40 protein-coding genes are annotated in these 26,998 nt (G+C 48.2%); 18 read left to right on the top strand and 22 right to left on the bottom strand.

Annotated elements, in window-relative coordinates:
* Nucleotides 1-3: 3 nt before the first annotated feature.
* Genes NC796_RS06275 through NC796_RS06265 form a run of 3 tightly spaced genes read left to right on the top strand, consistent with a single transcriptional unit; the run spans nt 4 to nt 1,354 of the window.
* The gene (locus NC796_RS06275; protein WP_310683097.1) at nt 4-573 is read left to right on the top strand and encodes a 4Fe-4S dicluster domain-containing protein; all 570 of its coding nucleotides are present in this window, start codon (nt 4-6) and stop codon (nt 571-573) included.
* 10 nt (nt 574-583) lie between these two features.
* Nucleotides 584-1,111 (top strand): Rieske (2Fe-2S) protein, encoded by a 528-nt coding sequence (locus tag NC796_RS06270; protein ID WP_310683095.1) that lies wholly within the window; start codon nt 584-586, stop codon nt 1,109-1,111.
* A gap of 3 nt (nt 1,112-1,114) precedes the next feature.
* A complete protein-coding gene (locus NC796_RS06265) occupies nt 1,115-1,354 on the top strand; it encodes a hypothetical protein (protein WP_310683093.1) in 240 nt (79 codons plus the stop codon).
* 341 nt (nt 1,355-1,695) lie between these two features.
* On the opposite strand, the gene NC796_RS06260 is transcribed toward NC796_RS06265, so the two are convergent.
* The 22 genes from NC796_RS06260 to NC796_RS06155 form a co-directional block, all read right to left on the bottom strand.
* On the bottom strand, nt 1,696-2,406 hold the full coding sequence (locus tag NC796_RS06260) for a glutamine amidotransferase-related protein (RefSeq protein ID WP_310683091.1): 711 nt from the start codon (nt 2,404-2,406) through the stop codon (nt 1,696-1,698).
* Nucleotides 2,407-2,565: 159 nt separating this feature from the next.
* Nucleotides 2,566-3,549 (bottom strand): N-acetyl-gamma-glutamyl-phosphate reductase, encoded by a 984-nt coding sequence (gene argC, locus NC796_RS06255; protein ID WP_310683089.1) that lies wholly within the window; start codon nt 3,547-3,549, stop codon nt 2,566-2,568.
* Nucleotides 3,550-3,734: 185 nt separating this feature from the next.
* Complete coding sequence (locus NC796_RS06250; protein WP_310683087.1) at nt 3,735-4,448, bottom strand: SDR family oxidoreductase; 714 nt, start codon at nt 4,446-4,448, stop codon at nt 3,735-3,737.
* 302 nt (nt 4,449-4,750) lie between these two features.
* A complete protein-coding gene (locus tag NC796_RS06245) occupies nt 4,751-5,152 on the bottom strand; it encodes a carboxymuconolactone decarboxylase family protein (protein ID WP_310683085.1) in 402 nt (133 codons plus the stop codon).
* 18 nt (nt 5,153-5,170) lie between these two features.
* Nucleotides 5,171-5,926 carry a DUF2249 domain-containing protein gene (locus NC796_RS06240; RefSeq protein ID WP_310683083.1) on the bottom strand — a complete coding sequence of 252 codons (756 nt, stop codon included), beginning with the start codon at nt 5,924-5,926 and terminating at the stop codon, nt 5,171-5,173.
* Nucleotides 5,927-6,100: 174 nt separating this feature from the next.
* Nucleotides 6,101-6,355 (bottom strand): hypothetical protein, encoded by a 255-nt coding sequence (locus tag NC796_RS06235; RefSeq protein ID WP_310683081.1) that lies wholly within the window; start codon nt 6,353-6,355, stop codon nt 6,101-6,103.
* A gap of 31 nt (nt 6,356-6,386) precedes the next feature.
* Nucleotides 6,387-7,328 (bottom strand): quinolinate synthase NadA, encoded by a 942-nt coding sequence (gene nadA / locus NC796_RS06230; RefSeq protein ID WP_310683079.1) that lies wholly within the window; start codon nt 7,326-7,328, stop codon nt 6,387-6,389.
* Between the two features lie 59 nt (nt 7,329-7,387).
* Entirely contained in the window at nt 7,388-8,083 is a 696-nt protein-coding gene (locus NC796_RS06225; RefSeq protein ID WP_310683078.1) for a succinate dehydrogenase cytochrome b subunit, read from the bottom strand.
* A gap of 67 nt (nt 8,084-8,150) precedes the next feature.
* The gene (locus NC796_RS06220) at nt 8,151-8,651 is read right to left on the bottom strand and encodes a flavodoxin domain-containing protein (protein WP_310683076.1); all 501 of its coding nucleotides are present in this window, start codon (nt 8,649-8,651) and stop codon (nt 8,151-8,153) included.
* Nucleotides 8,652-8,667: 16 nt separating this feature from the next.
* On the bottom strand, nt 8,668-8,991 hold the full coding sequence (locus tag NC796_RS06215; protein ID WP_310683074.1) for a hexameric tyrosine-coordinated heme protein: 324 nt from the start codon (nt 8,989-8,991) through the stop codon (nt 8,668-8,670).
* 20 nt (nt 8,992-9,011) lie between these two features.
* Entirely contained in the window at nt 9,012-9,206 is a 195-nt protein-coding gene (locus tag NC796_RS06210; protein WP_310683072.1) for a hypothetical protein, read from the bottom strand.
* Nucleotides 9,207-9,292: 86 nt separating this feature from the next.
* Nucleotides 9,293-9,646: a DUF488 domain-containing protein gene (locus NC796_RS06205; RefSeq protein ID WP_310683070.1), complete on the bottom strand. Its 354-nt coding sequence runs from the start codon at nt 9,644-9,646 to the stop codon at nt 9,293-9,295.
* 10 nt (nt 9,647-9,656) lie between these two features.
* Nucleotides 9,657-10,118 (bottom strand): carboxymuconolactone decarboxylase family protein, encoded by a 462-nt coding sequence (locus tag NC796_RS06200; protein WP_310683068.1) that lies wholly within the window; start codon nt 10,116-10,118, stop codon nt 9,657-9,659.
* Between the two features lie 28 nt (nt 10,119-10,146).
* Nucleotides 10,147-10,638, bottom strand: coding sequence for a hypothetical protein (locus NC796_RS06195; RefSeq protein ID WP_310683066.1), 492 nt, complete (start codon nt 10,636-10,638; stop codon nt 10,147-10,149).
* 10 nt (nt 10,639-10,648) lie between these two features.
* On the bottom strand, nt 10,649-11,005 hold the full coding sequence (locus tag NC796_RS06190; RefSeq protein ID WP_310683064.1) for a carboxymuconolactone decarboxylase family protein: 357 nt from the start codon (nt 11,003-11,005) through the stop codon (nt 10,649-10,651).
* A gap of 21 nt (nt 11,006-11,026) precedes the next feature.
* Complete coding sequence (locus NC796_RS06185) at nt 11,027-11,764, bottom strand: acyl-ACP thioesterase domain-containing protein (RefSeq protein ID WP_310683062.1); 738 nt, start codon at nt 11,762-11,764, stop codon at nt 11,027-11,029.
* 23 nt (nt 11,765-11,787) lie between these two features.
* Nucleotides 11,788-12,612 carry a phosphosulfolactate synthase gene (locus NC796_RS06180; RefSeq protein ID WP_310683060.1) on the bottom strand — a complete coding sequence of 275 codons (825 nt, stop codon included), beginning with the start codon at nt 12,610-12,612 and terminating at the stop codon, nt 11,788-11,790.
* A 14-nt stretch (nt 12,613-12,626) separates the two neighbouring features.
* A complete protein-coding gene (locus tag NC796_RS06175; protein WP_310683059.1) occupies nt 12,627-14,024 on the bottom strand; it encodes an MmgE/PrpD family protein in 1,398 nt (465 codons plus the stop codon).
* Between the two features lie 51 nt (nt 14,025-14,075).
* Nucleotides 14,076-14,450, bottom strand: coding sequence for an STAS/SEC14 domain-containing protein (locus tag NC796_RS06170; protein ID WP_310683057.1), 375 nt, complete (start codon nt 14,448-14,450; stop codon nt 14,076-14,078).
* Between the two features lie 329 nt (nt 14,451-14,779).
* Entirely contained in the window at nt 14,780-16,183 is a 1,404-nt protein-coding gene (gene gdhA / locus NC796_RS06165) for an NADP-specific glutamate dehydrogenase (protein WP_310683055.1), read from the bottom strand.
* Between the two features lie 176 nt (nt 16,184-16,359).
* The gene (locus NC796_RS06160) at nt 16,360-16,995 is read right to left on the bottom strand and encodes a winged helix-turn-helix transcriptional regulator (RefSeq protein WP_310683054.1); all 636 of its coding nucleotides are present in this window, start codon (nt 16,993-16,995) and stop codon (nt 16,360-16,362) included.
* Between the two features lie 39 nt (nt 16,996-17,034).
* Nucleotides 17,035-17,793, bottom strand: a complete 759-nt coding sequence (locus NC796_RS06155) for a hypothetical protein (RefSeq protein ID WP_310683052.1) — start codon at nt 17,791-17,793, stop codon at nt 17,035-17,037.
* 166 nt (nt 17,794-17,959) lie between these two features.
* Between NC796_RS06155 and fdxA the strand changes: the two genes are divergently transcribed.
* The 15 genes from fdxA (at nt 17,960) to NC796_RS06080 (ending at nt 26,998) form a co-directional block, all read left to right on the top strand.
* Nucleotides 17,960-18,319, top strand: a complete 360-nt coding sequence (fdxA, locus tag NC796_RS06150) for a ferredoxin FdxA (protein WP_310683050.1) — start codon at nt 17,960-17,962, stop codon at nt 18,317-18,319.
* Nucleotides 18,320-18,383: 64 nt separating this feature from the next.
* Entirely contained in the window at nt 18,384-18,626 is a 243-nt protein-coding gene (locus NC796_RS06145) for a DUF2249 domain-containing protein (protein WP_310683048.1), read from the top strand.
* A gap of 124 nt (nt 18,627-18,750) precedes the next feature.
* Entirely contained in the window at nt 18,751-19,077 is a 327-nt protein-coding gene (locus NC796_RS06140; RefSeq protein ID WP_310683046.1) for an iron-sulfur cluster assembly protein, read from the top strand.
* Between the two features lie 65 nt (nt 19,078-19,142).
* Nucleotides 19,143-20,249 (top strand): hypothetical protein, encoded by a 1,107-nt coding sequence (locus tag NC796_RS06135; RefSeq protein WP_310683044.1) that lies wholly within the window; start codon nt 19,143-19,145, stop codon nt 20,247-20,249.
* Nucleotides 20,250-20,282: 33 nt separating this feature from the next.
* A complete protein-coding gene (locus NC796_RS06130; RefSeq protein ID WP_310683043.1) occupies nt 20,283-21,722 on the top strand; it encodes a cbb3-type cytochrome c oxidase subunit I in 1,440 nt (479 codons plus the stop codon).
* A gap of 6 nt (nt 21,723-21,728) precedes the next feature.
* Complete coding sequence (locus NC796_RS06125) at nt 21,729-22,742, top strand: cbb3-type cytochrome c oxidase subunit II (protein ID WP_310683042.1); 1,014 nt, start codon at nt 21,729-21,731, stop codon at nt 22,740-22,742.
* A 3-nt stretch (nt 22,743-22,745) separates the two neighbouring features.
* On the top strand, nt 22,746-22,973 hold the full coding sequence (locus tag NC796_RS06120; RefSeq protein ID WP_310683041.1) for a hypothetical protein: 228 nt from the start codon (nt 22,746-22,748) through the stop codon (nt 22,971-22,973).
* A 7-nt stretch (nt 22,974-22,980) separates the two neighbouring features.
* On the top strand, nt 22,981-23,817 hold the full coding sequence (locus tag NC796_RS06115; protein ID WP_310683040.1) for a c-type cytochrome: 837 nt from the start codon (nt 22,981-22,983) through the stop codon (nt 23,815-23,817).
* Nucleotides 23,818-23,865: 48 nt separating this feature from the next.
* On the top strand, nt 23,866-24,291 hold the full coding sequence (locus NC796_RS06110) for an OsmC family protein (RefSeq protein ID WP_310683039.1): 426 nt from the start codon (nt 23,866-23,868) through the stop codon (nt 24,289-24,291).
* 71 nt (nt 24,292-24,362) lie between these two features.
* Nucleotides 24,363-24,929 (top strand): plastocyanin/azurin family copper-binding protein, encoded by a 567-nt coding sequence (locus tag NC796_RS06105; protein ID WP_310683038.1) that lies wholly within the window; start codon nt 24,363-24,365, stop codon nt 24,927-24,929.
* 77 nt (nt 24,930-25,006) lie between these two features.
* Nucleotides 25,007-25,735, top strand: a complete 729-nt coding sequence (gene ric, locus NC796_RS06100) for an iron-sulfur cluster repair di-iron protein (protein ID WP_310683037.1) — start codon at nt 25,007-25,009, stop codon at nt 25,733-25,735.
* Nucleotides 25,736-25,756: 21 nt separating this feature from the next.
* Nucleotides 25,757-26,140 carry a group III truncated hemoglobin gene (locus NC796_RS06095; protein ID WP_310683035.1) on the top strand — a complete coding sequence of 128 codons (384 nt, stop codon included), beginning with the start codon at nt 25,757-25,759 and terminating at the stop codon, nt 26,138-26,140.
* A 4-nt stretch (nt 26,141-26,144) separates the two neighbouring features.
* Nucleotides 26,145-26,345: an acetyltransferase gene (locus NC796_RS06090; protein WP_310683033.1), complete on the top strand. Its 201-nt coding sequence runs from the start codon at nt 26,145-26,147 to the stop codon at nt 26,343-26,345.
* On the top strand, nt 26,346-26,555 hold the full coding sequence (locus tag NC796_RS06085) for a DUF3565 domain-containing protein (protein WP_310683031.1): 210 nt from the start codon (nt 26,346-26,348) through the stop codon (nt 26,553-26,555).
* Nucleotides 26,555-26,998: a hypothetical protein gene (locus NC796_RS06080; RefSeq protein WP_310683029.1), complete on the top strand. Its 444-nt coding sequence runs from the start codon at nt 26,555-26,557 to the stop codon at nt 26,996-26,998. The genes NC796_RS06085 and NC796_RS06080 overlap by 1 nt, the downstream gene beginning before the upstream one ends.

Here is a 26,998-nt window from a genome sequence, read left to right as displayed (position 1 = left end):
ATTATGTTAGATACCGAATTTGACCAGGAAATGGGCTTTTTTGTAGATATGCAGCGATGTATCGGTTGCCATGCCTGCGAGATGGCCTGTGCCGAGTGCGAAACCAACGGGCAGGAGAGCATGATCCATATTCACTATGTGGAGCGGGCGGTCAGTACCCAAACCACCGTCCAGGTGTGCATGCACTGCGAAGACCCGGCCTGTGCGAAGGTGTGTCCCGCCGACGCCATCACCAAGGATGATTACGGTATTGTTCATACAGCCAACACTTCCCGCTGCATCGGATGCTCAAATTGTGTGTATGCATGCCCGTTTGGGGTTCCGAAAAAGGAAGAAAAAGCCGAGCTGATGATGAAATGCAACATGTGTTACGATCGGACGAGCGCAGGAAAAAAACCGATGTGTGCCACCGTATGTCCTACCCAGGCACTCTATTTCGGCACCCGGGAAGAAATTGAAGAAAAACGCCCCGACAGCGTTCCGGTCAACCAGTTCAAATTTGGTAATGAGACTGTAAACACCAAGGTAAGCGTAATGATGCCCAAGGGCTCACATGAATTAACCGTTTTGTAATTCCAACGCTATGAAAGACCAACATTCCGATAATGACCCAAATTGGAAAAGGGATTTCCCCATTGAAAAAACCAAGGCCACGCATGTAAGCCGCAGGGAATTTGCCAAGTTCCTGGGACTGCTCTCCGGGGCCCTTGCCATCAGTAATGGCGGTATTGTGATCAAGTCGCTTCTGTTTCCAAAGGAAGGATTGAAGGGAGAGCATTTTGTATGCAACGTTTCGGATGTGGCGGTGGGAGAGATGTTTCAGTTTGAGATTGAGGGCACCAAGGTGGTTCCCTATATCCTCATCCGGCTGGAGGAAGACCGCTGGCGGGCCTTTGAGCAAAAATGTACGCACTTGGCCTGTGCGGTTCGGTACCGGGCCGATCTGAACCAGATAGAATGCCCGTGCCACCAGGGATTTTTTGATGCAGAATCAGGAAGAGTGATTGCCGGTCCGCCTCCGCGTCCACTTCCACAATTAGCCGTGATCATCAGAGAGGATAAAGTGTATGTGACGGGAAAGGAAGAACAGGAACAAGAAAACATCAGCTAAGCCATGGCCGATTTTCGAGAATCACAAAATAAAGCGCATCCCAACAAGACCAATACGCTGATGACTGCGATTATCATCCTTCTGATTCTTTTTGTGAGTCTGCAGATATGGTTCCTGTTTGGAGCTTTGAACAACGCCCTGCAGGAGAACTTTAACTTTGCACTGACTACCTTTATCGGATCGGCTATACTCGCCTTGTGCTCATTCTGGATTCTGAAGTATTTACCCGACCCGAAAGAGTGATTTGAAAACACTATTTAGAAGAGCTTTCACCTGTTTACTCGTTCAGGCCCTATTTTACCGACTATAACTTTACCGTAACGGGTACTTTTTTGACCACCCCTCACAAAATTAACCCGGATTATTCACCAAAAAATTTGGTTGTGCACAAGGCGGAGGGAAAATGACGGCGGAACCGTACATTGGTACGTTGAGCACGTCATTTTCTCCTTCAACGAAGTGCACGGGCGAATTTCGCAGCACACTGCTACGGCACCCAACATTGAGCTATAAGAGAATTTCTATATACTCAGTATTATCATGAGCTTAACCTCTTATATTTACTATTTCGTGAATAATCCGGGTTAATCTTTTACTGCCGTGAACCAGTAATACAGCAGATGGTACAACATTTTTTGGGTTTTTACAGCGGCTTTAGATTTTCGCAACATCTCGTCCGGACTTTGCACGTTCAAACCTGATTCTTTGTATCTTCCCCAGTTATCAATCATCTTCTGCACCTGGGGATGCCCGATTTCCAGGTGAAACTGCAGGCCAATAATGTTTTCGTTTAAAATAAACGCCTGGTTCGGGCAGAGATCCGTCGAGGCCAAATGGATGGCACCTTTGGGCAGATCAAACGTATTGCTGTGCCAGTGGAATACCGTCGGGTTTTCGCCCCAGTTTTTGGTTGCAGGATGCTGCCTGCCCGCTTTGGTTAGCCGGACAGGATACCAGCCTATTTCGTGGTCTTCGGCCGGATACACGGAATGCCCCAGCACGTGTGCAATCAGCTGGGCGCCCAGGCAAATACCGAGTATCGGTTTTCCGGCATCGATCATCGCCTTGATCAGCTTTTTCTCATCGGCCAGCCAGGGATATCGGTCTTCATTTTCCATATCCATCGGCCCGCCCAGCACAATCAAATAGTCAATAAATTTGAGATCAGGCAGCAGATCGCCGTTGTAGAGTTTGATGCGTTTCAAGGTATATCCCATCTGCTCTAATACGGGGTCAATCATCTCCGGTCCTTCATAAGGTACATGCTGGAGGCAGTATAGTTTTACATTGTACATGGCCCTATCTTTTCACGGTTAGATAAGCTTTAGGAAAAGGAACATCTGATAGCAATTTTTTTATAAGTTTATAGATTCATTTGTACAGTCATCCTTCAGCAGGGAACTAGCCCGGACCTCACCAAGAAATTTATTCAAAACTCTTATAAAAAATACGGGCTAGAAATAATTGGCTTTCAAATCCAGCCCCACATTTTCATCCAGTCCAAACATCAGATTCATATTTTGTACGGCCTGGCCGGATGCCCCTTTCAGCAGGTTGTCAATAATACTTGTGATCAGAAGATGGGGACCCACCTTCTGAACATGCAGCAAGCAGTTGTTGGTATTTACCACCTGCTTCAGGTGAACAGGTTCCGAACTGACAGCGGTAAATGGAGCATCCCGATAAAAATCATGGTACAGCTCAACAGCCTGGTTTTCCTTGAAATCGATTTTTGTATAGGCCGTCACAAAAATGCCTCGGGTATAATTACCACGCACCGGAATAATATGGATGCCTTTATCAAAACCGGCCTGTAAGGATTGAAGGGACTCCTTAATTTCCCCTTCATGCTGGTGGTTCAGCGCCTTGTATATCGATATGTTGCCGTCGCGCCAGCTAAAATGCGATGTTGTGGATCGTTTTCGGCCGGCCCCGGTGGAGCCTGTGATGGCCTGAACATGTATATCCTGCTGCAGATGTTGCCTGCTGGCCAGCGGCAGCAATGCCAGTTCTATGGCCGATGCATAACAACCGGGATTTGCAATTAAATCAGCCGTTTTAATTTTCCCATGGTTCAGTTCAGGTAACCCGTACACAAAACGCTTACCCCCTTTATACCCGGCATCTTCAGATAGACGAAAATCACGACTGATATCTACTATCTTCATATCATCGGGCACGTTATTTTCTTCCAGAAAACGGCGTGAATTACCATGTCCCATGCATAGAAAGATGACATCAACCTCCGGATTCACCGATTGGGCAAAGTCCATTTCCACTTTCCCAATCAGATCCTGATGGACCGAACGGATCGGTCTTCCACCCTGGCTGCGACTATAAACAAAATCAATATTTGCTTCCGGGTGGCTGGCTAACAAGCGAATCAGTTCACCTGCTGCATATCCGCCGCCACCAATAATTCCAACGTTAATGTTCATAAAAACAAATTTTTTTATGTGATTAATCTGAATTACAAAATCTGGTTATCAGTTAAAAAATAAGTCTGTGACGTTGTATTTGACCACTGTTCGTGGACCGTTGACTAACCTTGCGTGAATATTATAGCGGTCTACCGTCTGCGGTAACGGTCATAATCATTTGTGATAGTTCCTGTTCTCAGGCACTAATCCCCGCGTCTGGGATTCAGCGGGCGTATCGTCAAATCACTGACCAGAAAATTGTCCGGCGTTTGCAGCAGGTGAATCACCGTGTTTGCTATATCGGCGGGCTGCAGCATGCTGTCGTGAGGCCGAATGCCCGACTCTTCAAAAAAATCGGTCTCTATGGAACCCGGATTCAGGCAGGTTACTTTAATACCATCGTAGCGCAATTCTTTAAACAGCGCTTCACTGAATCCGGCTATGCCAAATTTTGTGGCACAGTAACCGGACTGCTTTGGATTACCAACTGTGGACAGGATAGATCCCACATTAATAATGTGAGTGCTACCGGAGTGCTGCTTCATCAGGGGCACGATCTCGCGGGTCAGGTAAAACATCCCGTTCAGGTTGGTGCGGACCATCTCTTCCCAGTGCTCCGGGGCCAGCTCATCCACCTGGGCAAAATACCCGGCTCCGGCGTTGTTGACCAGAATATCGGGAGCCGAATCGCGGAAAAATGTTTCGGACACCCAGCCGCTAACCGCCGCCCGGTCGGTGATATCGATGGAAACGGGGGTAAATGGCCCCTCTGCTGTGTTCTGCACAGCCGACAGTTTCTTTTTCGTACGGCCGAGTCCAAATACATGTACATCCTGCCGGGTCAGGGCTGTTGCAATGGCCGCACCGAGCCCGCTTCCGGCCCCGGTAACAATCGCCTTTCGGGAAGATAATTTCATCTGCTATATCCTCTGTATATGATTTTTAGTTCGTCCATTTTTGTTGGCCTGAACGGTTTGCCGGCACCAATTACCCGGATTACCTCACCAAGAAATTTTTTCCTCAGTAAGGCGAAGATAAATTGACGGTGGAAACGTACCTGAGTACGTTGAGCACGTCATGTTAGCTTCAACGCAGCTGAGGGGTAAATTTCGCAGAAAAAGCGCCATGTAGTTTTCAAAAAGCGATAACAATAGTCCTGACTCCTTGTTGTGTAGTGGCTTTTGGCGTTACAACATAAATATATGTGAGGAATCCGGGTTTATACTTTCCGGCGTTGCTTTCGCTCTTTTATGTTCTCAATTGCAGAGGTCAGCTGTTCTATCTCTTCATCCGAGAAAAAATCCTTAATAATATCATAAAGATCATCGGCTATTTCCTGTTCGGATATTCGGCTCAGCACTTCGGTCCAGGCAAGTGCGGCCTGTTCCCTGGAGGTAAACAACGGGGCTTCGGTCCATGCATCCAGCCAGTGGATTCGCTGCTTTTCTTCCCCGATACGGCGAGCTGATTCCCGATATTTTTCCACACAACCATCGCATTTGTTGATCTGTGAAATACGTAGCTTGACAAGCTCCATCAGGGTGGAGTCCAGCTCAAAATTGGTGGTTGTATTACGACTTTTATGTGGTCGAGAGTAGCTGCCCGCCGTTTTCCTTTTCATGGTTCTCGTTTTGTTACATTAACTGTTGTCTTCTTTAAGCTTCATCACTTTTACCTTCCACTCCTTCGGCATGGTTTCCAGGTACTCCCATTTGAACGGCTCGTCACTTTCGGCCTCCATCTGGTAATAGAGCGGCTTGGGATCGTGATCGTTGATAAACACAAACGCTTCGCCCGGTTTCAGCTCGTCGAAGGCATCGAACACCATATCGTGGCGTTTGGCAGGGGGATGCGGCCGAACGTCAAATGAATTAACTACAGAGACATCCTCCAACGCCGGATCGGTCTCCTCCTTTTTGGTCACGTGAATCACATATTCTCCCGGGCGATCTTTCTTGTAGGTCCATGTGTATTCACCATCGAACTTCTTTTTGAAAATCCGGCGGATCTCTTCCGGGTCTTCTTCCGATATGATCTCCATCGTATCGCCTTTCAGCATCATTCCATAGCGATGAAATACCGCATATTTCCAGTCTTTTTTATCGGCTTTTCGGAGATCCATCAGCGTGGAAATATCTTCAAACTCCCTGCCCTGCGAGGGCTCGGTACGCGTTACGCGCACTTTCCATTCCTGTCCCCCGCGCTGCAGGTATTCCCAGCCGACCACATCTCCGTAGATCGAGCGGAATTCATAGTAGAGCGGTTTGGGATCGTGATCGTTGATAAATACAAAACTGTCTCCCGCCGGCAGCTCCTTAAATAGCTTCAGCAGTTTTTCGTGCCGCTTGATTGGGACCAGTGTTCGTACGTCGAGTTCCTGTGTTGTTTGTTCCATGAGTAAAATCCTGGTTTATGTTATCTATTATACATGTACAGATTATTGACTAGACTATTCGTTTGTCCTCCCCGGGCCTCACAAAAAGAGCAACCCGCGAAGGCATATTTCAGAAATTCTGTGGATATATCAGAAATTATTTTTAAGAGTATTTTGTCTTAAAAAGAAATCATATTAATTGCCATTTCCATCCCGGATCACCTGCTGATATGCCTCGTGCAGCTTATGGCAGGCCTCTTCCGGATTGTCAACCCGGCCGTTATAGGGGCGGCGGAGTTCGTCATGGTTGAAAATAAAGTCGGCCATATCACCGCAGCCCATTTCTCCACACAGCACGGCCGAACGGATATCGATCTCTTCGGCCGCCCCCAAATATTCGTTAAGATGATCTATTACTACTTCTCTGGCTGTTTTGTTTGATTGGTTCATAGCTAAATAATTATTAATTGGAATAGGTTAATTATGATATTTGCAGCATTCGCTCGATCGGTTTCCGGGCCTGCTCGGCAAGCTGGTCAGGCACACGAACTTCAAACTGTTCGTACTTGAGTGCCTCATAGACCTTGTCGAGCGTGATCATCTTCATAAATTCGCAGACCGAATCCTCATTGGCGGCATAAAACTTCTTGTCCGGATTCTCTTTGCCAAGGCGGTATAAAATTCCGGTTTCGGTAGCCACCACAAACTCATCGGCCTCTGATTCTTTAGCGTGTTCAATCATGCCGCCCGTTGAGTGGATGTGCGCATCGCTGCAGTCAAAATACATCGAAGATCGCATCATGCATGAAGTGGAGCAACCGCACTCTGGATGGATCAGCACTTCCGCATCGGGGTGCTCTTCTTGCACCTCTGCTAGGTTCAGCTCCCCGATTTTCTCATGCACGTGGCACACGCCGTCCCAGATATTCAGGTCGCGCCCGGTCTGCATTTCGATGTAGGTACCCAGAAATTTGTCGGGCAAAAACAGAATCTCGCGGTCTTCCGGTATCGATTCGACCACTTGAACGGCGTTTGAAGAGGTGCAACAGTAGTCGCTTTCCGCCTTTACCTCGGCAGAGGTATTTACATAAGAGACGACCACTGCACCGGGATGTTTCGCTTTCCAGTCCCTGAGCTGTTCAGCGGTGATCGTCTCTGCCAGTGAACAGCCCGCTTCCAGGTCGGGAATCAACACCTTTTTGTCCCGCGAAATAATGGAGGCACTCTCCGCCATAAAGTGTACCCCGCAAAATACAATGATCTCTGCGTCGGTACGTTCGGCCCGGCGGGCCAGTCCCAGCGAGCTGCCTATAAAATCAGCAACGTCCTGGACATCCGGCACCTGGTAGTTATGAGCCAGTATGAGTGCCTTCTTTTCTTTCTTGAGTTGTTGGATCGCTTCCATTTTTTCTTGCTTAGTCATAATAGCAACACGGGTCCTTTATTTTTTTACTGTGTTATTCGATTACAGTGATTTCGTCATTATGAAATTAGTGCTCCCTGCCCACCCGTAATATAGATGTACAGGGGAATGAACAGGAAACCGATCGCCATCAGTATGGCAAATATGATGCTGACTAGGTAAAACAGGTCCGAAAACCGTGACCACTTCATCGACAGCGAGGTAACAGCGCTCCAAAATCCGTCGGCCATATGAAAACCCAGGGCCATCATCACAAAAGTATAGCCAAAGGCATACCATGGACTTTGAAAAGTATCGATCACCAGCGTCTTCAGGTCGCGCATCTGCTGCCCGTCAACCACAATGGTCTGGGCATCACCGAATTTGAAATTTTCGAGATGAATCACAAGAAATACGAGCAGTATGATTCCGGTAAAGATAACCGAACGCGACGACCAGTTGATATGACTCGGACCGCCCTTGCTTTGGAAGTTGTTATACTTGACCGGCTTGGCACGGCGGCGCTTCAGCCAGATGAAAATACCAACGCCGGCATGCAGGATAAACGCCAGGGCCAGTCCCGCTTCCAGCACGTACAGTATCCAGCCCAGGCTCTCAAGACTGTAGGTGTACTTGTTAAACGCTTCGGCAGAGCCAAAGAGCGTCAGGTTACCGGCAAGGTGGACAATAACAAACAGGATCAGCCCGATTCCGGTAATGCCCGACAAGATCTTGCGGCCCACTTGCGATTGTAATGCTTTCCAAAATGAAGGCATATCGATGATGGATTTTAGTGATCAATTCGGCTTGTCAATGACGTATCTTTTTCCGCATATAATAGGCTTACACAATGCTGGTACAGCACTCCAGCGTTTTTCTCTTATTCAGAAGCGCCGAACGCACATTGATAAACCAGTTCTCAAATTGCGTCCAGAAATGGACATCACAATCAACTCTTTCGGTGAGTCGGTGCGCCCCCATCATCTCCAGCATGCGATCAAAATCCTTTCCCGCCTGACAAAAATCGGGATAGTAGGAATCTCCCAGTGCCAGGACGCTGAACGACAGGTGATCTAAATCGGCCACTTTTTTGTCGGCCAGGGATTCATAGAATTTTTCTGCCATCATTGGGGGATCCCCCTCGTTATCGGTACTCATTAACAGCAGGAGTGTACCCATCTGATAAAGCACGCCGGCGGTAACTCCCTCCGTACTGGAAAGTGTTGCCGGAAAACCCATTTCGCGAAGTTTCTCGGTTGTTTCTTCGGCTAACATCTCGCTGTTGCCGGTCGTAGTTCCGTAAAAAACGCAAATAGGCTCAACAGGCATTTCTGAATCATCCATAATGATTTCTTTTTAGCTATTCACGCCAATAATTATTGGCAGCCGCCACAGTTTGATAATGCACGGCGATGACATGCGAGCTGGCAATAAGCGCATCGGGGTCTTTGGAGTACACATCCCGCAGCATAAACAGCACATCTTTGTCCGGCTGCGTAGTCGTTACTCCTTTCCTGGCCAGCTGTACCGCTACCTGGAACCCTTCTTCGGGCGTGTTGGTAATTAGTGACAGCTCATCCTGCTTGGCCATATCGATTGTATCGCTATCTTGAAATGAAATAAATGCTGTTCCGGCTACCAGCAAGACGATTCCGAGTGCTATCGTGAATACATATTTTCTCATAATTCTGTGTATTTGTTTTATTAGTGAGCGTAATTGTTTTTTTCGCTGCATCTTATTTCCACTTTAAACGTGAGTTTCTGCTCGGTGGAATTGACGTCTGGAGAACTGAGATCTTTAATGGTATAGCTGTAATCTTCGCCGTGGTATTCATCAATGGCATTTTTGATAAGGTGCTCCAGCTGATTGTCGGAGAGTGTTTTTAATTGATTACACATAATTTTAAATATTTAATTTCCGATTAGGTGTCTTTAAATTTTTCAGCTCAGCTACAACCTCACAAGGCCACTTTCATTGTTGGTAATTAACTCGCATAGGTGTCCAGAAACTCCTTCAAAACTACGGCATGATTGTGTACCTCATCTTTGGCAGCAAACAACAACGTAAGCCGTTGTTGCTGTGCAATATCCAGCAGAGACTCTACCACCTCTTCCCGACCTGTAAGTTCGGTCTTGTAGCGTTTCGCAAACTCTTCAAACTTTTCGGGATCGTGATCAAACCACTTGCGCAGCTCGGTAGAGGGAGCAATATCTTTACACCACTCGTTCAGCCGGGCTGCTTCCTTGGATACGCCCCGAGGCCACAGCCTGTCCACCAGGACGCGGTAACCGTCATCTTCCGAGGGATCGTCGTAAATCCGCTTTAACTGGATAGCCATTGGCTCAGTTTTAATTAGCAAGCTCAGGTTTGTAACTACCTGGAACGGTTCCAAATCCAATAGCCAAGCGGTTCCAGCCGTTAATTGCCACGATGGACAGGGTTAAAATGATCATCTCGTCCTCGCTGAAATGCTCTTGAACGGATTCATACAGCTCATCCGTGATATGACGATCCGAAATTTCTGTTAGTGCCTCAGTCCACTTTAAGGCTGCACGCTCTCGGTCGCTGTAAAAATTAGTTTCCTGCCAGGCATTTAATGCATAAAGACGCTGTTCGGTTTCCCCTGCCTGGCGCGCATCCTTGGTATGCATATCAATACAGTAGGCACAGCCGTTAATCTGTGAGGCCCTCAGCTTCACCAATTCAATCAGTGATATTTCCAGATCTGATTCCTTTACAGTCTTTTCAAGATTCACCATGCCTTTCAGGGCATCGGGTGCCTTGTTCCAGTAATCAATTCGCGGTTCCATAATAATCCGGTTTCAATTCACATTTCTACTATCCACCAATAGTAATTCCCAAATAGGCCGCAGTCACACCTGCAGAAAAAGCAAGGACATGCATAAGCATGGTTACCTTTTTGGCCATAGGATGAGGCGCACTGTGGCAGTTATCATCTTTGCCATCGGATGTTCCTCCCATAACAATAGGGGCCAGGTAATAAACGGCAAACAGGATGGCCGCCGCTCCCAGCTTCCACAGCATGCGGTGACCCACCGCTGTACCGGTCAGTACCGACCAGTCCAGCAAACCGCGGTAGCCCATATTGTACAAGCCGGTCAACAGAAGAATGGTGATGATCCAAAACACAATCTTGCGAACGCGCCTGCGAATGGGCTTCATGATTTTCCCGGGATTGCCGCCCGTAACCCGCGCGGCAACCGGCCGCAATACCAAAAACAGGAAAAACATCCAGCCCAGCCAAAATACACCGGCAAAAATATGGATGGCCGTGGCCGTATAATGGATATGTGGTGCCCACAAGTTCATATAGTTTTACTTATTCGTTGTTGTTTTCATCCACTTTTTCCATCTCATCCAGGGCCAGTGCCGCATGCGCGTAAGCTGCCCCGGCACGCATTTCTGACGCCACCCAGATGGCCTCCATAATTTCTTCATTGGTAGCACCTTTTTGCTTGGCCTGTTTGGTATGACCTTTTATACAGTAGGGACACTGGGTAATATGCGCAGAGGCAACTGCAATTAGCTGTTTGGTTTTTTTGTCCAGAGCGCCCTTTTTGAAGACCTCCTTGTTAAAATTGCGAAAGGCCTTTACTTGGTCAGGTGCTAAATCAGCGCGCTTTTTTGACATTTCGGGTGTTGCCGGTGGAAAAATGTGTTGGTTGTTAGTACTCATAATTTGGTTCTGTTTTAGGATTTATTTGTGATCTTTCCATATAGTTATGGCAGTGGAGCAGACTTGGTTACTATCTACGTCTCGTATAGTATGCATGAATGTTTTTTCCTTGTTATCCGGTTCGGTTAATGACTCAACGGTATGTCCGTAATGAGCTTCTCCGACAAAGTGTCCATCAATAGTATGTAGATAACAGTGATCTCTTATTTCATCTGGTATAGACTCCATAGCCCACTGCAAATATCGCAGATTATTGACATGTTCGTTTGAATCCATATCATACCGGTGTACGATAAATTCATTCCTGTATAATGCCGACTCCAGGGGCTCAATCTTTTGGGTCTCCTCGTTAATACTTTTATCGGTATTAATGGTCCATTTTTTCAGAATATCCTCAAAAATTCTCTTGGGTCTTCTTCTTTTGATATCAAAAAACAGCCAGAGCCCTTTAGCTCTGCCAATGATGTTTTCCTCTTCGTCAAGAATCAGGTTTTCTCTGGTGCCTCTGAATGTTCTGACTTCAGACAGCCAGGTTTTAATCGTGATCTTTTCCTTGTATCGTGGATAACGCTCCATCACCATGCGTCCTGAGAGTAACACCCATCCGATCCCTTTTTCAAGGAGGTCGTACAGGCTATGCCCTATAGACAAACAGTGATCTGCAGCCGCTTCTTCCAGCAGGGTTAAGATGGTAACGGGAGTTGCTACCCCATGCTGACCCATCTCGAAGTATCGTAAGTTAAACTGCTTTTGAAACATCGTTTTAAATAGGATCTTGAAGTTTAGTCCTTATACGTAAGCACGCGTCCCCAGAGGCTTTTGGTGCCCCAGATGCCGCGGCGAAGCGTTTCAAGCTGTACGATCTGACTATGGTCCACGAACATATTTACTTCGGGACCATAATTCTTGATGTACCAGGCGAATACTTCCGGATCAGCCGCTTCAAACATCAGCTTTTCCAGACCGATTTCGTTAATGAAGGCGGCCGGAACATCAGTTCTCCACGGGTCGGCATTTTCGGTGATACCTTCCGATTCGATCATGATCATATAGGCTCCGGCATCTACAAAGCGTTTCGCCTGCTTCACGGCATAGCCAGTATCGAGCGTACCTTCGGATTCCAGCTCGCCCTGAGCAGTATCTCCTCCGGCTCCAAACTGGATACCAATTTCAGGCTTAGCTTTAAGTCCCGCCTCCTGCACCTTCTCGATCAGGCGCAGCCAGTCATCAGTAGGAAGCGTTATGAAGCCGGCCGAAAGTTCGATGATATCAAAACCGTACTCCTTGCAGGTGTCAATGTATTTGTCCACGGACTCTTTACCCTGGGTAAGAATATATTCCATGAATCCGCCGGTGGATACCAGCGCGTCGTGCTCGTGGGCGATATCGATAAGCTCTTGTACCGATTTTTTGGGCATGATGGAAAAAGATCCGCCGGAAAACTTCAGCGAGTCCACGTGTTCGCCCATCGTTTCCATGATATCCTGGAGGTATCGCTTGCCCATTACGGCATAATAGGGGCCACGGATTTCGGTAATGCCTGTTTTGCGTGGTTTGGGTTCTCGTTCGTTTTTATTTAAGAAGTCGAATGTTTTTTCGTCGGCCATAATAGGTACTTCCTTTAGTTATTCATTGTAGGGATTGTAGTAATAGACGTGAGTTCAACATTTTTCAGCAGACCCATTAAGTCTGTTACTTTGTGGTTCTCAAAATTCTTGACGTGGTTTATTATCTGTTCTCGTAATTTTGGTGAGGTATAGGGCTCGGCCAACCCTTCAAATTTTTGGATGATCGTCTCCCAGCTCATCGGTCGCGTGTGAAATCCTTCGTAGTCGTTTTTCTCAGTCTCGTACGTTTGGCCGTTCATCAGATGCACGGTGATTTGGGCCGGCATCTCATCAGGAAAGCGATCGCTGTACTCCTGCTTGGGAGAAACCTTCACTTTTTGCAGCAACGATTGGATGTCATCGGCTTCAATGCGTTTTTGTCGATATTGTTCAGGCATAACCTGCCCATCCAACAGGGCGGCCGATACCATGTATTGCAGGCTGTGGTCGGCTTCCTCCTTGTTGCGGACAATCGTTTTGTCGCCTTCTTCACCGCCGCCGATAATGTGATACGCCACATCAAAGATCTCGATCTCAATTTGCTCCACCTCATCAGCCGTAAAGCTCTTTTCAACCTTGAGCTCAATCATTCCTTCGATGGAAGATTGCGAATGGATTTCGGCATTGTATTTCTTAATGATGGTATCGGTCACCCGCTCCAGATCTTCATTCCTCCAATCGATGGAGAACTCCCCGGCGATCGAATCCATAAAGCCCTTATTGCCTTCAAATACGGCGGGCGGACCAGTAATGCCATGCTTCGCCAGCAGGGCGGCATGGGTACCCCCGAATGCTGTATGGGGATAAGCCAGCCCTTTCCAGTTTGAGAGTGCTCCCGTTCGCGTGACACGCAGGGCGTTCAGGGCGGTACCGGCAATGGCGATAGCGTTCGCTGTTTTATCTTCGTCCAATCCCAGTGCTTTAGAAACACCGGCTGCAACAGCATATGAGCCCTGGGTGGTGTGGTCGAATCCTTTATCACGTACCGGCGCTTCATCGCTGAGGCGACACTGCACCTGGTAAGCGACCGCCAGTGCTGTCAGAAAATCCTTGCCGCTGAGGTTGGTCGTTTCACCGGCCGCCAGAATGGAGCCGATGTTATCGCTCGGGTGACAAGTTTCGCCTTTGGCCAGGTAGCTGTCATTAAAATCTAAGTAGCGGACCAAGCCGCTGTTATATAGAGCCGCACGCTCCGGCGTGGTTTTTCCACCGCCGATTAAAGTGCTTAAATGGGAGCCGCCAAGATAATCATCAATCATCTTTCGGATCCCCTGCACAGGTGGTCCCTCAATGGCTCCAATTGCTGTTCCCAACGAATCAAGAAGCCTTATTTTTAGTTGCTTAACTGCCTCATCTGATAAATTATGATATGTTGCCTTGGTTACAAACTTAGCTAAGTCATGTACAATCATGGTTATCACCTCTTGTCCAGTTGTCAGGTTAATTCTAATGTGCTTGCTCAATCAGGTTGTATCCTGGCTGTTCAGCCATTTGCGCGCCTTCGAAATCTCGTTGGATGTAAAGAATTTAATTTCACCGGGTGTAAACGAGCTTATCAAGGTGGTCAGCCAAACCTTCCAAATCGGGTCTCCTATTAAGGCAATACGCTGAAAATCCACATTGCAATCACATTCATCGTCCAGTTTCAGATCGCTCCACCAAGGGCCCGCCCCGTACCAGCCCTGGAAATCACTTGCAATCAACAAGAGCCGGGGCCGGACCGAATTGCGTGCATACTTTTTAAGCGTTGGAGCCAGCTGATCAATATCTCCACGACTAAAAATTTCGGATATGTTTACTTCCAGTATTTCCGGTGGCTTTTCATCAATCGTAATCATCGTATTGCATCTTAATAGTTCTTGTTTTGCAAAAAGCTTCAGGAACCAGCAACGGGCGCATACACATATTTAAGAGTCTTTTGTCTTTTTAATTACACACCTAAACTTATTTACTCATTCTGACATTCCTGTTTTTTTATAATAACCCGGATTCTCTTAACGAGCGGGCTTTGAAATATCTCACCACAAGTCTGTTGTAATCATGAGTGGGTGTTGGAGAGATCAAAACAACAGTACTTCAAAGCCCACTGCCAAAATGAATATTTTGGGCAATCCGAATTTGTTTCTCATCTTCAAGCAACAATTCACTAATTCAAAGGCGCAGCCAATCAAACAAAACCTTGTTGAAGCATGGCATCCGCCACCTTGAGGAAGCCCGCAATATTAGCCCCTTTGATATAGTTGATGTTACCGTCTGTCTCACCATGGGTTATGCATTTCGAATGGATATTCCGCATAATTTCCTGGAGCTTGCTGTCCACTTCCGCCCGCGACCATTGGGTGTGCATGCTATTTTGAGCCATCTCCAGCTGCGAGACCGCCACACCACCGGCATTGGCTGCTTTTCCCGGTCCGAACAACAGCTCGTTTTCCAGGAATACCTGCACGGCTCCCGGCTGGCAGGGTTTGTTGGCGCCCTCTGCCACGCACCAGCAACCGTTTTCGACCAGCGCAATGGCATCCTGCTCGTCAATTTCGTTTTCCGTTGCACAGGGGAGGGCAATGTCACATGGAATATTCCACGGGGTTTGGTTCTCCAGGTAGGTGACATCATATTTTTTGGCATATTCGCGAATGCGACCCCGTTTCTCATTTTTAAGATGCTTGACAAACGCCAGCTTCTCTTCATCCAGCCCTTTTGGGTCATAAATGGTGCCATCAGAGTCCGAAAGCGAGACCACTTTGCCACCGAGGTGAAGCGATTTTTCCGCTGCAAACTGGGCCACATTTCCAGACCCGGAAATTGTAATGGTTTGTCCCTTCAGATTCTTACCCTGGGCCTGAAGCATCTCACTGACAAAATAGACCAGTCCATACCCTGTGGCTTCCGGTCGCAGCAGGCTGCCGCCGGATTCTGCGCTCTTGCCGGTCATCACGCCGTTAAACTCATTACTCAGCCTCTTGTACTGGCCAAACAGGTACCCAATCTCGCGCCTGCCGACGCCGATATCTCCGGCAGGAATATCCGTTTCGGGACCAATATACCGGTACAACTCCGTCATAAAGGACTGGCAAAATCGCATGACTTCCGAATCGGATTTTCCCTTGGGATCAAAATCGGCTCCCCCCTTGGCACCCCCGATCGGGAGCGTCGTCAGGCTATTTTTAAAGGTCTGTTCAAAGGCAAGGAACTTGAGTATATCCAGGTTCACCGACGGATGGAAACGCAGTCCCCCTTTGTACGGCCCGATCGCCGAATTAAACTCCACCCGGTAACCACGATTGATATGCACATGTCCTTTGTCATCGGTCCACGGCACGCGAAACATGATAACCCGTTCGGGCTCGGTAAGGCGTTCTAATATATTTGAATGCAGATATTTGGGATGCTTTTCCAGCAGCTCCCATACGGAATCTATGACTTCCTTAACCGCTTCAAAAAATTCAATTTCACCGGGATTTTTTTCTTTAACCCTTTTAAGAAAGGTGTCGATAGAACTGTAACCTACAGCTCCATTTGTTTTGAGCTCCGGGTTATCTAATGTATTAGATTTTAATTGTTCTTCCGTCATGGGTAAGTGGTGTTAAACTTATTTATCAGTGATTAGCTAGTGCTATTACCATCAAATTTGTAATACAGTACGCAATAAATTTTTTAGATAGTACACCTGGGTTAACTGGGCATAAAGCAGAAAATAATGTGCTAGACCCCACAAATAACTAATACACGAATCAACCAATAACTACACTAGCTTGCCTTCAACGAAATATCATAGGTACAGGAATAATCGCCTTCTGCGATATAGGAGGTGCGTTCGACATCGCGCTCAAACAGCTTTTTGTAAAACATCGCCTCCAGCTTGCAGGGCAATTTGGTTTCCTTGACGACCTCGCTAAATGGACAATTGCACTCCTTGACCGTTAGGGCTTCACTCTCCTCATCAATATTGAATTCGGGCATAAAGCCCTCCTCCTCCAGCATTTTCATCAGGGCTTCTACCTGTGCTTGTATTCCATCATGAGAGAGTTCATCCATCCGGCGCCGGGCTTTTTCGATCCGTTGATCCCAGAATGTTTCAAAAAAATCCTCAATCGTTTTTTCTTCTCCATTCTGTTTCAGGTATTTCAAAAGCTCACGTACCATAGCGGACTCAGAGGAGGGAAACAGGCTGTTGCCCTTTTGGGTCATCTGGTATTGAAGACTTGGCCTACCTGGGCCTGAACGCACATAATCCCGCTGGATATATCCATCCCGTTCAAGCTGCAGGAAGTGTTCTCGCACGGTTGTTTTAGCCAGCTCAACCACATCGACCGCATCATCAATGGAGATGGCTCCGTTTCGTTTAATAAGATCCAACAATTCTTTTTTTGAGCCGGTAAACATAGAAGTCTTATTTTGAGTTATTAATATGATTAGGAGTAACTAACTGGTGTTCAGCCTCTCTTTAATACGGGGCGTGATATTCTGTTGCTCAATGGTAAATTCTTCTCTGAGCGTTGAAAATAGTTTTTTCAAATTGTAATTGAGAATCCGCAGGGTTGAGCACGCTCCTTTGGGATTTTGAAGCTTGTTTCCCTTCTGTTCGATGGTATTCATTAATTTCAATAGAGCTTTCTGATCTTCCATCATTATTTCCATGCCGCGCTGTATTTTCTGTATGGTACCATCCAGGGTATCCTGCTTCCTGTCAGTCAAGCTTTTTACAACGGGGAAGAATTTTTTGCTTTCAAAATAGGTGTAGTACTGAAGCTTATCGTCAAATTTCTCAAGCGGCCATTGCAAATGTTTCAGCCAGGTATATTGATTACCGTGTATCTTATGAATCCTGGGGAAATCATGGGTGACCTCCCCAAGCAGGGAGAGCAGCTGGGGATGATACTGGTCTTCAACATATTTGCACCATTGGTTTATATTAGCTCCGTAATCCAGCTTCTCGGACTTTTTCTGCTTTTGTTCTTGACTATTACCATTCCTGACGATCCGGTTTTTCTTAACCCACGTCAGCACCTCCACTTCACTCCACTTTAGCTGCTGGCATACCGAACGCAAGGTTTCACTTTTGTGGCTTGCCGGCTCCAGACCGATAGAAGCCAGCAAGTCACCGGCTTTTCGGTCGGCTGCAATAATTTCCTCAATGGTAGCTTCAGGAGTCAGGTTCGCAAGGGCTGAATGGGTATTCATAATAGTCGGTTTCGTTCCGTGATCATTTTTTCAAGCTGTTTCAAAATAGGGATGCCAAATCATTAAATCAATAAAAAAGGTTAAAACCGTTTTTATAGTTGATATTAATTTTCCATCCCCCTACCTTTCCACTGAAGCAATTGAGAATCGTTTAACACTTACTGCTATGGCATACGTCGTTACCGAACCCTGTATTCAGTGCAAGCACACCAACTGTGCGGCCGTCTGTCCCGTAGATGCTTTTCGGGAAGGGCCCAATTTCCTGGTGATAGATCCTTTTGAATGCATCGATTGTGATGCCTGCGTGCCGGAATGTCCTGTGAATGCTATCTACCCGGATGACGAAGTGCCGATGGAGTGGGAGGAATACATTGAACTCAACGATCGGCTGTCTGAAGAGTGGGCTGCCCACATCATCAACCAGGTTAAAGATCCCTTGCCCGATGCCGAGGAATGGGGTCAGCGTGAGGACAAGCGCGAATACCTGGTCGAAAGCTGGAACGGTGAGGCCAAGCCCGTGGAGTGAATCCACGGCCATAGAGTAAATTGAAATTTATCACAGTACAATCTAAACCCAAATACTTAAACCGATGCCCGATACAGAACAACAACTCGATGTTCGCACCATGCCACCTCCTAAACGACATTCCACCATTTTCGAAACGTTTGATGAACTGGAGGAAGGGGAAGCTTTTGTAATAATAAACGATCATGATCCGAAACCTCTGGGTTACCAGATGGCTGTAGTTCATGGAGAAGAAAAATTCAGCTGGGAATACCTGCAGGAAGGGCCCGACGTGTGGAAAGTGCGTATCGGGAAAAAAGCCAGTTAGCAAACAAGTTATTAGCGTAGGTTATCAATAAACCCGGCGGGTACTTTTCCAAACAGAGGTCAGCTTTTGCAAAGGTGCTCGCTCGGGGATTTTCTCCCATCTAGTCAATACTGTTAGAAAGATTATGGATTTATCAGCTTTAGATAGAACGGCCATTGCTGGGAAGCTCCGAGGGGTTATCGATCCCGAACTGGGGGTCAATATTGTTGATCTCGGACTGGTGTACGGTATATACCCAGAAGGGGATGTCGTTGTCGTGGAATACACGGTCACCACGCCCGGCTGTCCCATGCGCCGGTTTCTTCAACAGAAAGTGGAAGAGGCATTGGATTCGATGGACCAGATCGAGGCTTTTGAAGCCCGGGTGGTCTGGGAGCCTGAGTGGAACGTTGATATGATTAAACCGGACGTTGAATTTTTTGCTCATCCTCCGCCACGAGCCCAAGTGTGAAAAAGGCAGGTAAAAAAAATCTGGCTCACATTAGATCAGAAACCATTTAAAATTTCAAAGATTAAATGAACACTGGTAAAGTTTCCAACAAAGTGTTGGTTAGTCTTCTCTTTTTTGCGGCTGTAGGCCTGATTACCGGCCTGTTTTCGGGCTTGGTTCGACTTGGGTTTTTAAGTGACGCCCCCACTCAGCCGGTATCTCCCATGGCTCATGGTCCGCTTATGATCAATGGATTCCTCGGAACACTCATTGGATTGGAACGCGCGGCCGCCCTTGAAAAGAAATGGGCCTATGCGGCCCCGGTGCTGATGGCGGCCTCTACGGTATTGCTGCTGGCGGGTCCGGTGGTTGCGGGCCAGTGGCTTTTGCTTCTGGGTTCGATAGGGTTGACACTCGTTATGAGTTACCTGTACTACCTGCAGCCCAAAATCTACCACCTGATTATGGCATTTGGAGCCGCTTCACTGATGGTTGGAAACGTGCTCTATATTATCGGTTATCCAATCTATACCCTGGTAGCCTGGTGGGCTGCCTTCCCCATGCTTACCATTTTCGGGGAACGGCTGGAGCTCAACCGTATTATGCGTCCCCCGAAGCAGGCCCAGCGACTGTTTGCCGGGCTCATACTGGGTTGGATCGGAGCGCTCGCCCTCACTCATATCGACCGAACCATTGGTTGGACCATTGCATCCGTGCTTCTGATCGGGGTGGCGGGGTGGCTCATTAAATATGATGTGGCCCGCCGTACCATCAAATCAGTGGAGTGGACGCGCTATAGTGCCATCTGCCTGCTGACGGGCTACGGGTGGCTGATCCTGTCCGGCCTGTTTGGCCTCTGGCATGGGTTCCCGACCGCGGGGCCGCTGTATGACGGACTCCTCCACATGATTTTTGTGGGCTTTGTATTCAGCATGATCTTTGCCCACGCATCGGTCATCATCCCTTCCCTGTCAGGGAAACTGGTACCCTGGCACTCCTATTTTTACCTGCCGCTAATTCTTCTTCACGGATTTCTATTGACCCGGGTTATCGGAGATCTGCTTTGGTGGCCGGTAGTCCGAAAAATTGGAAGCCACGGCAACGTGCTGGCGATCCTGCTTTTCCTGGGGGGCGTACTCTTCCAGTTGGTCAGTGCCTCAATCAAGAAAAAGCAACGCGTTACACAATCGTAATGTAAAGTCTATTGATGATAACAGTTTGAGATTATGAATAAACCATCTGCTATACGTTCTGTCCAGCGACCGTTAACGGTTGAGAAAGCCAGGGCCGGAGAGCGAATTGACACTTCGCTGCAATCAATCCGCCTCATTTTTTCCTTTGTCGCTTTTTCCGCCTTCTGGTTGGTATTCGGAACACTCGTTGGAGAATATGTAGGATTTAAGTTTGTCTGGCCGGCGCTCGATTCGATCTCCTGGCTTTCCTTTGGCAGGCTTCGTCCCGTACACACCAACGTGGTATTCTGGGGATTCCTTTCTCAAGCCATGATTGCACTGGCCCTGTATGTGGTCCCCAGAACCAGCCAGCGCGAGCTCTACAGCTACCGGCTGGGATGGACGAGCCTTGGCCTTATGAATATAGCCGTGTTTTTAGGGGTAATCAGCCTGATGGCCGGTATTAACAACGGCGCGCAGGAGTACCGCGAGATCATCTGGCCTATTTTTGCGTTCTTTGCATTCGGACTTATCCTGGTGGCTTATAATTTGTATAAGACAATCGCTGATCGGAATGTGAAGGAAATTTACATTTCGAACTGGTATATCCTGGCTGCCTGCCTCTGGACTATCGTCTTGGTGAGCATTGCCTATCTTCCGGGTTATCAAGAGGACGGGATAAGCCAAACGGTGATCCAGGGCTATTATATGCACCAGGGCGTGGGACAGTGGTTTACCCCGATGGTGCTGGGCCTGACCTACTACTTTCTTCCCAAACTGCTGAACCGGCCGATCTATTCCTACTCGCTGGGTGTGCTGGCATTCTGGACGCAGATGGTATTCTACACGATGATCGGATCCCATCACTTTGTCTTTAGCCCCATTCCCTGGTGGATACAGACCGTAGCCATAGTATTCAGCGTGGGGATGATCGTCCCCGTTACCGCAGGAACCGGGAACTTCCTGCTAACAATGCGCGGGAAGTGGCGGTCCATTGCAAGAAGCTACTCGCTTCCCTTTATCCTGGTCGGCGTGATATTCTATGCAATTGTCTCCTACCAGGGCACCCTGGAGGCCTTTCGATCCCTGAATAAAGTATGGCACTTTACCAACTTTACCATCGCGCATTCCCACATGAGCATGTACGGGTTTGTCTCCTTTCTTGTCTGGGGCGGTATCTACGGTCTTATCCCCCGGATGACGGGCAACGAACCGCCACAATTTGCCGTAGGCGCGCACTTCTGGCTGGCCCTTATCGGCGTGTTGGTCTATAGCATACCACTCATGATTGGAGGTACGCTGCAGGGACTCAGCTGGATCGCCGGCGAATCATTTATTGAGTCGGTCACGCTGATGACCCCGTACTGGGTCTGGAGAGCGGTGGGTGGAACGATGATGTTTTTCTCTCACCTGATATTCGCCTACAACGTATGGAAAATGCGACCCACCGCCCAGGGCGAAATCGCTGAAACTACCGAATCGAAAACTGCCTAACTGATTATGAAGCTCAATTTCCATAAAAATCACAAGCTATTATTTGGTGTTGTATTCTGGGGATTTATTTTCCTCAGCCTGCTTATTGCCGTATTTCCCGCCCTGTGGGTACAGCAGCAAAACGAGCCCCTGCCGGCCAGCGAACCGATGACCGAGCTCCAGCAGAAGGGCCTCAACGTATTTATCAGTGAGGGGTGTGTCTATTGTCATACCCAGCAGGTGCGCCCTATTGAAATGGATGAAAACTGGGGACGCCCTTCGGCTCCCGGCGACTATGCCCGCATTGGCCGGCAGGATGTATGGCGGCAGACGCCGGCCGTGCTGGGGAGCGAGCGAACCGGTCCCGACCTGAGCAATGTGGGGCAGCGCCAGCCGAGCGCGGTATGGCACTATATGCACCTGTACAATCCGCGGTCGGTCGTCGAGGAGTCGATCATGCCATCCTATCCCTGGCTGTTTAGTATCGAAGAGAATCCCTCCGAAGATGCGACGGTGATCTCCATGCCGGGTGAATATGGCCCGGAAGAAGGTCAGGTTGTTGCCACCGAACGTGCGGAGGCGCTCGTTGCCTATATGCAATCCCTGGATCAGGTACCGATGGATGCCGAGCCAACTGCAGCACAACAAGCAAAAGCGGACTCTGTTACAGCCCGGGCAGCAAGAAAAAAGATCGACGGGGCGACGATATACGCCAATAACTGTGCATCCTGTCACCAGCAGAATGGGCAGGGCGTGCAGGGGGCCTTTCCCCCGCTGGCCGGCGACCCGGTTGTAACGGACGAGGATCCCACCGACCATATTCGCGTGGTACTCTACGGCATGCAGGGGATACCTATCGAAGGGACCGAGTACCAGGGCATCATGCAGCCGTTTGGTGAAATGCTGTCCGACGAAGAAGTAGCGGCCGTAATCAACCATGAGCGGACCAGCTGGGGTAATGACGCTCCGACCGTTACCGCCGAAGATGTGGCCAAAGTTCGGAACAGTGATAAGCTCAATAAAATTACCGCCGAGGAATAGTCTATGTTTTCAGTGTTGATGTCTTTAATCCAGCAAGCCAACCAGTTTTCCACCTCTCCTGAGGGCCGGGAATATGCCCCGCCGGACGGACCGCTCTACTACTTGGTGCTTATTGCCTCTTCACTCATAGTGATCGGGGTCGTGTACTACACCATCAAATGGTTTATCTGGCCGGGGGAACAATCGGAAGATCATATAAAGCGCAAGATTTTAGAAGACCAATTCAACTGAATACACTATGGCTGAAGACAATAGTAACTTGATTCATGTGTACCTGGATGACCAGGAAGAACCCATTGTCTCATATCGCCCCCCGGTACGGTTTGAGTTAGACACCACGCAGTTGGAAGATGGGCCACATAAACTAAAGGTAGTGGCCACCGATGCCACAGGGCACAAAGGGGTGCGGGAAATACCCTTTGAAGTGCGGAACGGTCCCGGTATAGATGTCGAGGGACTACAGGACAATGACACCCTGGATGGGAAAGTACCTATCCTGTTAAATGCTTATGGCGGGGCCAAAGAGCCATTTTGGGAGCCTGCGAGGGCAGAGACACCCGCGCCGGTCCCCACCTGGGCATGGGTCCTGTTGCTTGTGGTAGTGGCATGGAGCACTTTTTATATCGCCCAGCAGTGGAATGTGCCGGAAGAGTTTGCTGCAACACCTACCTATAGCAGGTATTCTGGCCAGGGACAAGTTTCCCGGCAAACGGCCGGGCAGCCGGCAAGTTCCTCCAAAGCCAATATCGGGGCGACCTTGTATCGCACGAGCTGTGCCAGCTGTCATCAAGGTAACGGCGAGGGAGTGCCGGGCGCCTTCCCGCCTCTGGCAGGAGACCCCGTTGTAACGGCGGAAGACCCTACCCGGCATATCGAAATTGTGCTGTTCGGGATGCAGGGAAAAACCATCGAAGGGGTGGAATATTCGGCCGCGATGCCCCCCTTTTCCGAGCAGCTTTCAGACCAGGAAGTGGCGGCGATCGTAAATCACGAACGAACCAGCTGGGGCAACGACGCTCCAACGGTAACAGCTGAACAAGTTCAGAATGTAAGAGCAAAAGAAACGTCAAACTAGTTATTACAGACCTATAACCTCAATAATTAACTCTAAATAAATAGTACTATGCCTACAAGTAAAGCAGAAGCACAATGGAACGGAGATCTGAAAAATGGAAACGGTGTTATGCAATTTGACAGCGGTTCCTATCAAGGAGAATACACCTTTGCCTCTCGGTTTGAAAATGGGGAGGGGACCAATCCCGAGGAGTTGATCGGCGCAGCTCACGCCGGGTGTTATTCAATGGCCCTCTCCAACGAACTGGCTGAAGCCGGTCACGATCCACAATCTGTTGACACGCGGGCAGAAGTCACATTTGAAGTTACGGATGATGGACCCGCTATTACCGGGATAAAATTGATTACTGAGGCGAATATCCCTGGTATCGATAACAACACATTCCAGGAATTCGCTGAAGGTGCCAAAGAAGGATGTCCGGTATCGAAAGCGTTAGCCGGAACGAATATTACACTAGAAGCAACATTAAAATAGGTGCTTAATTTCTTATAGATAAGCTCCTGATACTAAGCGAAATTCTAATTTCAAATCTATCTCATCACATTATGCGTTATCTGACTTATCTAATCCCACTTGTTTTGTTGTTTGTTACTGCTTGTGGAGGCTCCGAGAACCAGAACCAAGAGCGTACTGATACCCAAACAGCTGCAAATCAATCATCCGATGTTCGTACGATCAATATTATCGGTGTCAATCAAATGAAGTATGTCGTCAAAGATGAAAACCAGCAAGGGATCACCACCGGTACGGAGGTGGGCAGTGGCGGCATGCTTGAACTGGAAACGATATCGGCAGAACCCGGCGAAACGATTCGTATTCAACTGACAACCCAAAGTCAGATGCCGGCTACCTCTATGGCACACAATTTTATATTGCTGACACTCTCGGCAGATGTTGATGCTTTTAATAGTGCGGCAATTAAAGCTAAAGACAACAGCTATATTCCTTCCGATTTGACCGATCAGATTATAGCTCAAACTGATCTGGCTGCCGGTGGCGAAACCGTTAAAGTTACCTTTACGGTTCCAGAGGAAACGGGTGATTATCCGTTTATATGTTCCTTCCCCGGCCATTATGCAGCCGGCATGGAAGGTACTCTAAATGTTGAGTGACTATCGAAAATATCCACGACCGGGTGATCGGTTATTTATCACCCGGTTGTGGTCTTTATAAATGAAAAGGACAAACCATGAACCAACTAAAAAATCAGACCATTGGACAATTGGTTGCGGAAGACTATCGCACCGCACAAGTGTTTCGCTCTTTTAATCTCGACTTTTGTTGCGGCGGCAATAAAACCGTTAAAGAAGCCTGTAACGACAGCGGTGTAGATTACCAGGAAGTAAAGCAAGCCCTGCGTCAGCTAGATGAAAAACAGAACGGGGCAAAAGACAATTACAACGAGTGGTCACTTGATTTTCTGATCGACTACATTGTCAATAATCATCACAAGTTTTCCCGAAATAAGCTACCCGAGATTGGAGCATACACGAAGAAAGTAGCCAGTGTACACGGTGAGAACCATCCCGAACTGAAGCAGATCTACCACGAGTTTACCATGCTGCACGGCGAAATGATCAACCACCTGGACAAGGAGGAAGAGATCCTGTTCCCATATGTAAAGCAGCTTGTTGAAGCAAAACAACAAGGGCGAAAGCCGGACCGACCAGACTTTGGCGAGGCCGCGGATCCTATTGCCATGATGGAGCAGGAGCACGACGATGCCGGCGCTGCCATGAGGAAGATTCGCGAGCTGAGCGATGATTTTACTCCGCCGGAAGATGCCTGTACCACCTACCAGCTGCTGTTTGAAAACCTGGAGGCCTTCGAAAAGGACCTGCATAAACACGTCCACCTGGAGAATAACATCCTGTTTCCAAAGGCGCTTCAATTGGAGAAATCGCTTTATCAGAATTGAAACTAACGTTGACTCTATATTATGGATGACATCCAAAATGAACGGGACGTAGAACAGCTCGTCCACAGTTTTTATAAAAAGGTGCGAAATGATGAACGGCTGGGATATATCTTCAACGATTTTGCCGAAGTTGACTGGGACAGCCATCTGCCCAAGATGGTTGCTTTTTGGTCAAACCTGCTGTTTCAGACAGGCCGGTACACCGGACGTCCATTTCGTCAGCACCTCCCTTTGCCCATCGAGGAGGGAGATTTTGACCGGTGGTACCAATTGTTTGAAGAAACCGTAGATAATCATTACCAGGGCGAAAAAGCCCGGTATGCCAAAAAGCTGGCTCGCAATATTGCCTCGTCGTTTGAGCTGCGCATGGAAAGAGACGGGCTTATAAATCAAAAGAAGGAATAAAGGAATGGATAGCGATCAGTGGGATTTTACAGACCAAATGGAGGTAGCGGAAAAGGTGCGCGACGCATGTATTAAAGCCGCACAAGAAGGATTCCGTGATGCCTCGATGAGCGGGCTTTGTATGGAAGGGGCCATCGAATCAGCGGTAGGGTCCATCCAGTCGCTCAACCTTGAGGATATTCTGAAAAAGCAGGATAAAAAGTAGATGAAGCAACCAATTATTGGATTTCATACCGACGAGGAGGACCACTGGGTGGCCCGATTGGGGTGTGGCCATAACCAGCATGTACGGCACGATCCTCCATGGCAGCTGCGTCCCTGGGTCACTACCAAGTCGGGTAGAGAATCTCATATTGGAGTAGAATTGGATTGTAAGAAATGTGACCGCGGTGAACCAAAAGACCATACAGGATAATGCCACACGTAGCACGAACGTTTATTAAAACCGGGTTTGTCTTCTTCATGGTGGCTCTGATCCTTGGTGTTGCCCTGGAAATAGAATCGTTACCCCTTCCACGCTTGATGCCGCTATTCTGGCACGCCCTGATGGTAGGATGGATTACTCAAATCATATTCGGTGTTTCGCTCTGGATGTTTCCCGGCCGTACCCGGGAGGAGGGATTCAAGGCACAAATCTGGGCATGGCTCACCTACATTTTTTTGAATACAGGCCTGGTGCTACGTTTTATTGCTGAACCGATGCTCCTCTATTCCACACTCACTATTTGGGATATTTTGGTGGTAGGTTCTGCCGTCTTGCAAGTAAGCGGCGGGGTGACCTATGTGATTGAAATGTGGCCCCGCGTCCAGTCAAAGAAGCAGCGCATGCGTAAACGAAAACAAAAACGAAACAGATAG

The organism is Aliifodinibius sp. S!AR15-10, from assembly GCF_031569985.1.
Classification (GTDB): domain Bacteria; phylum Bacteroidota; class Rhodothermia; order Balneolales; family Balneolaceae; genus JAMQKA01.
This window is presented reverse-complemented; position numbering and strand designations above follow the sequence as displayed.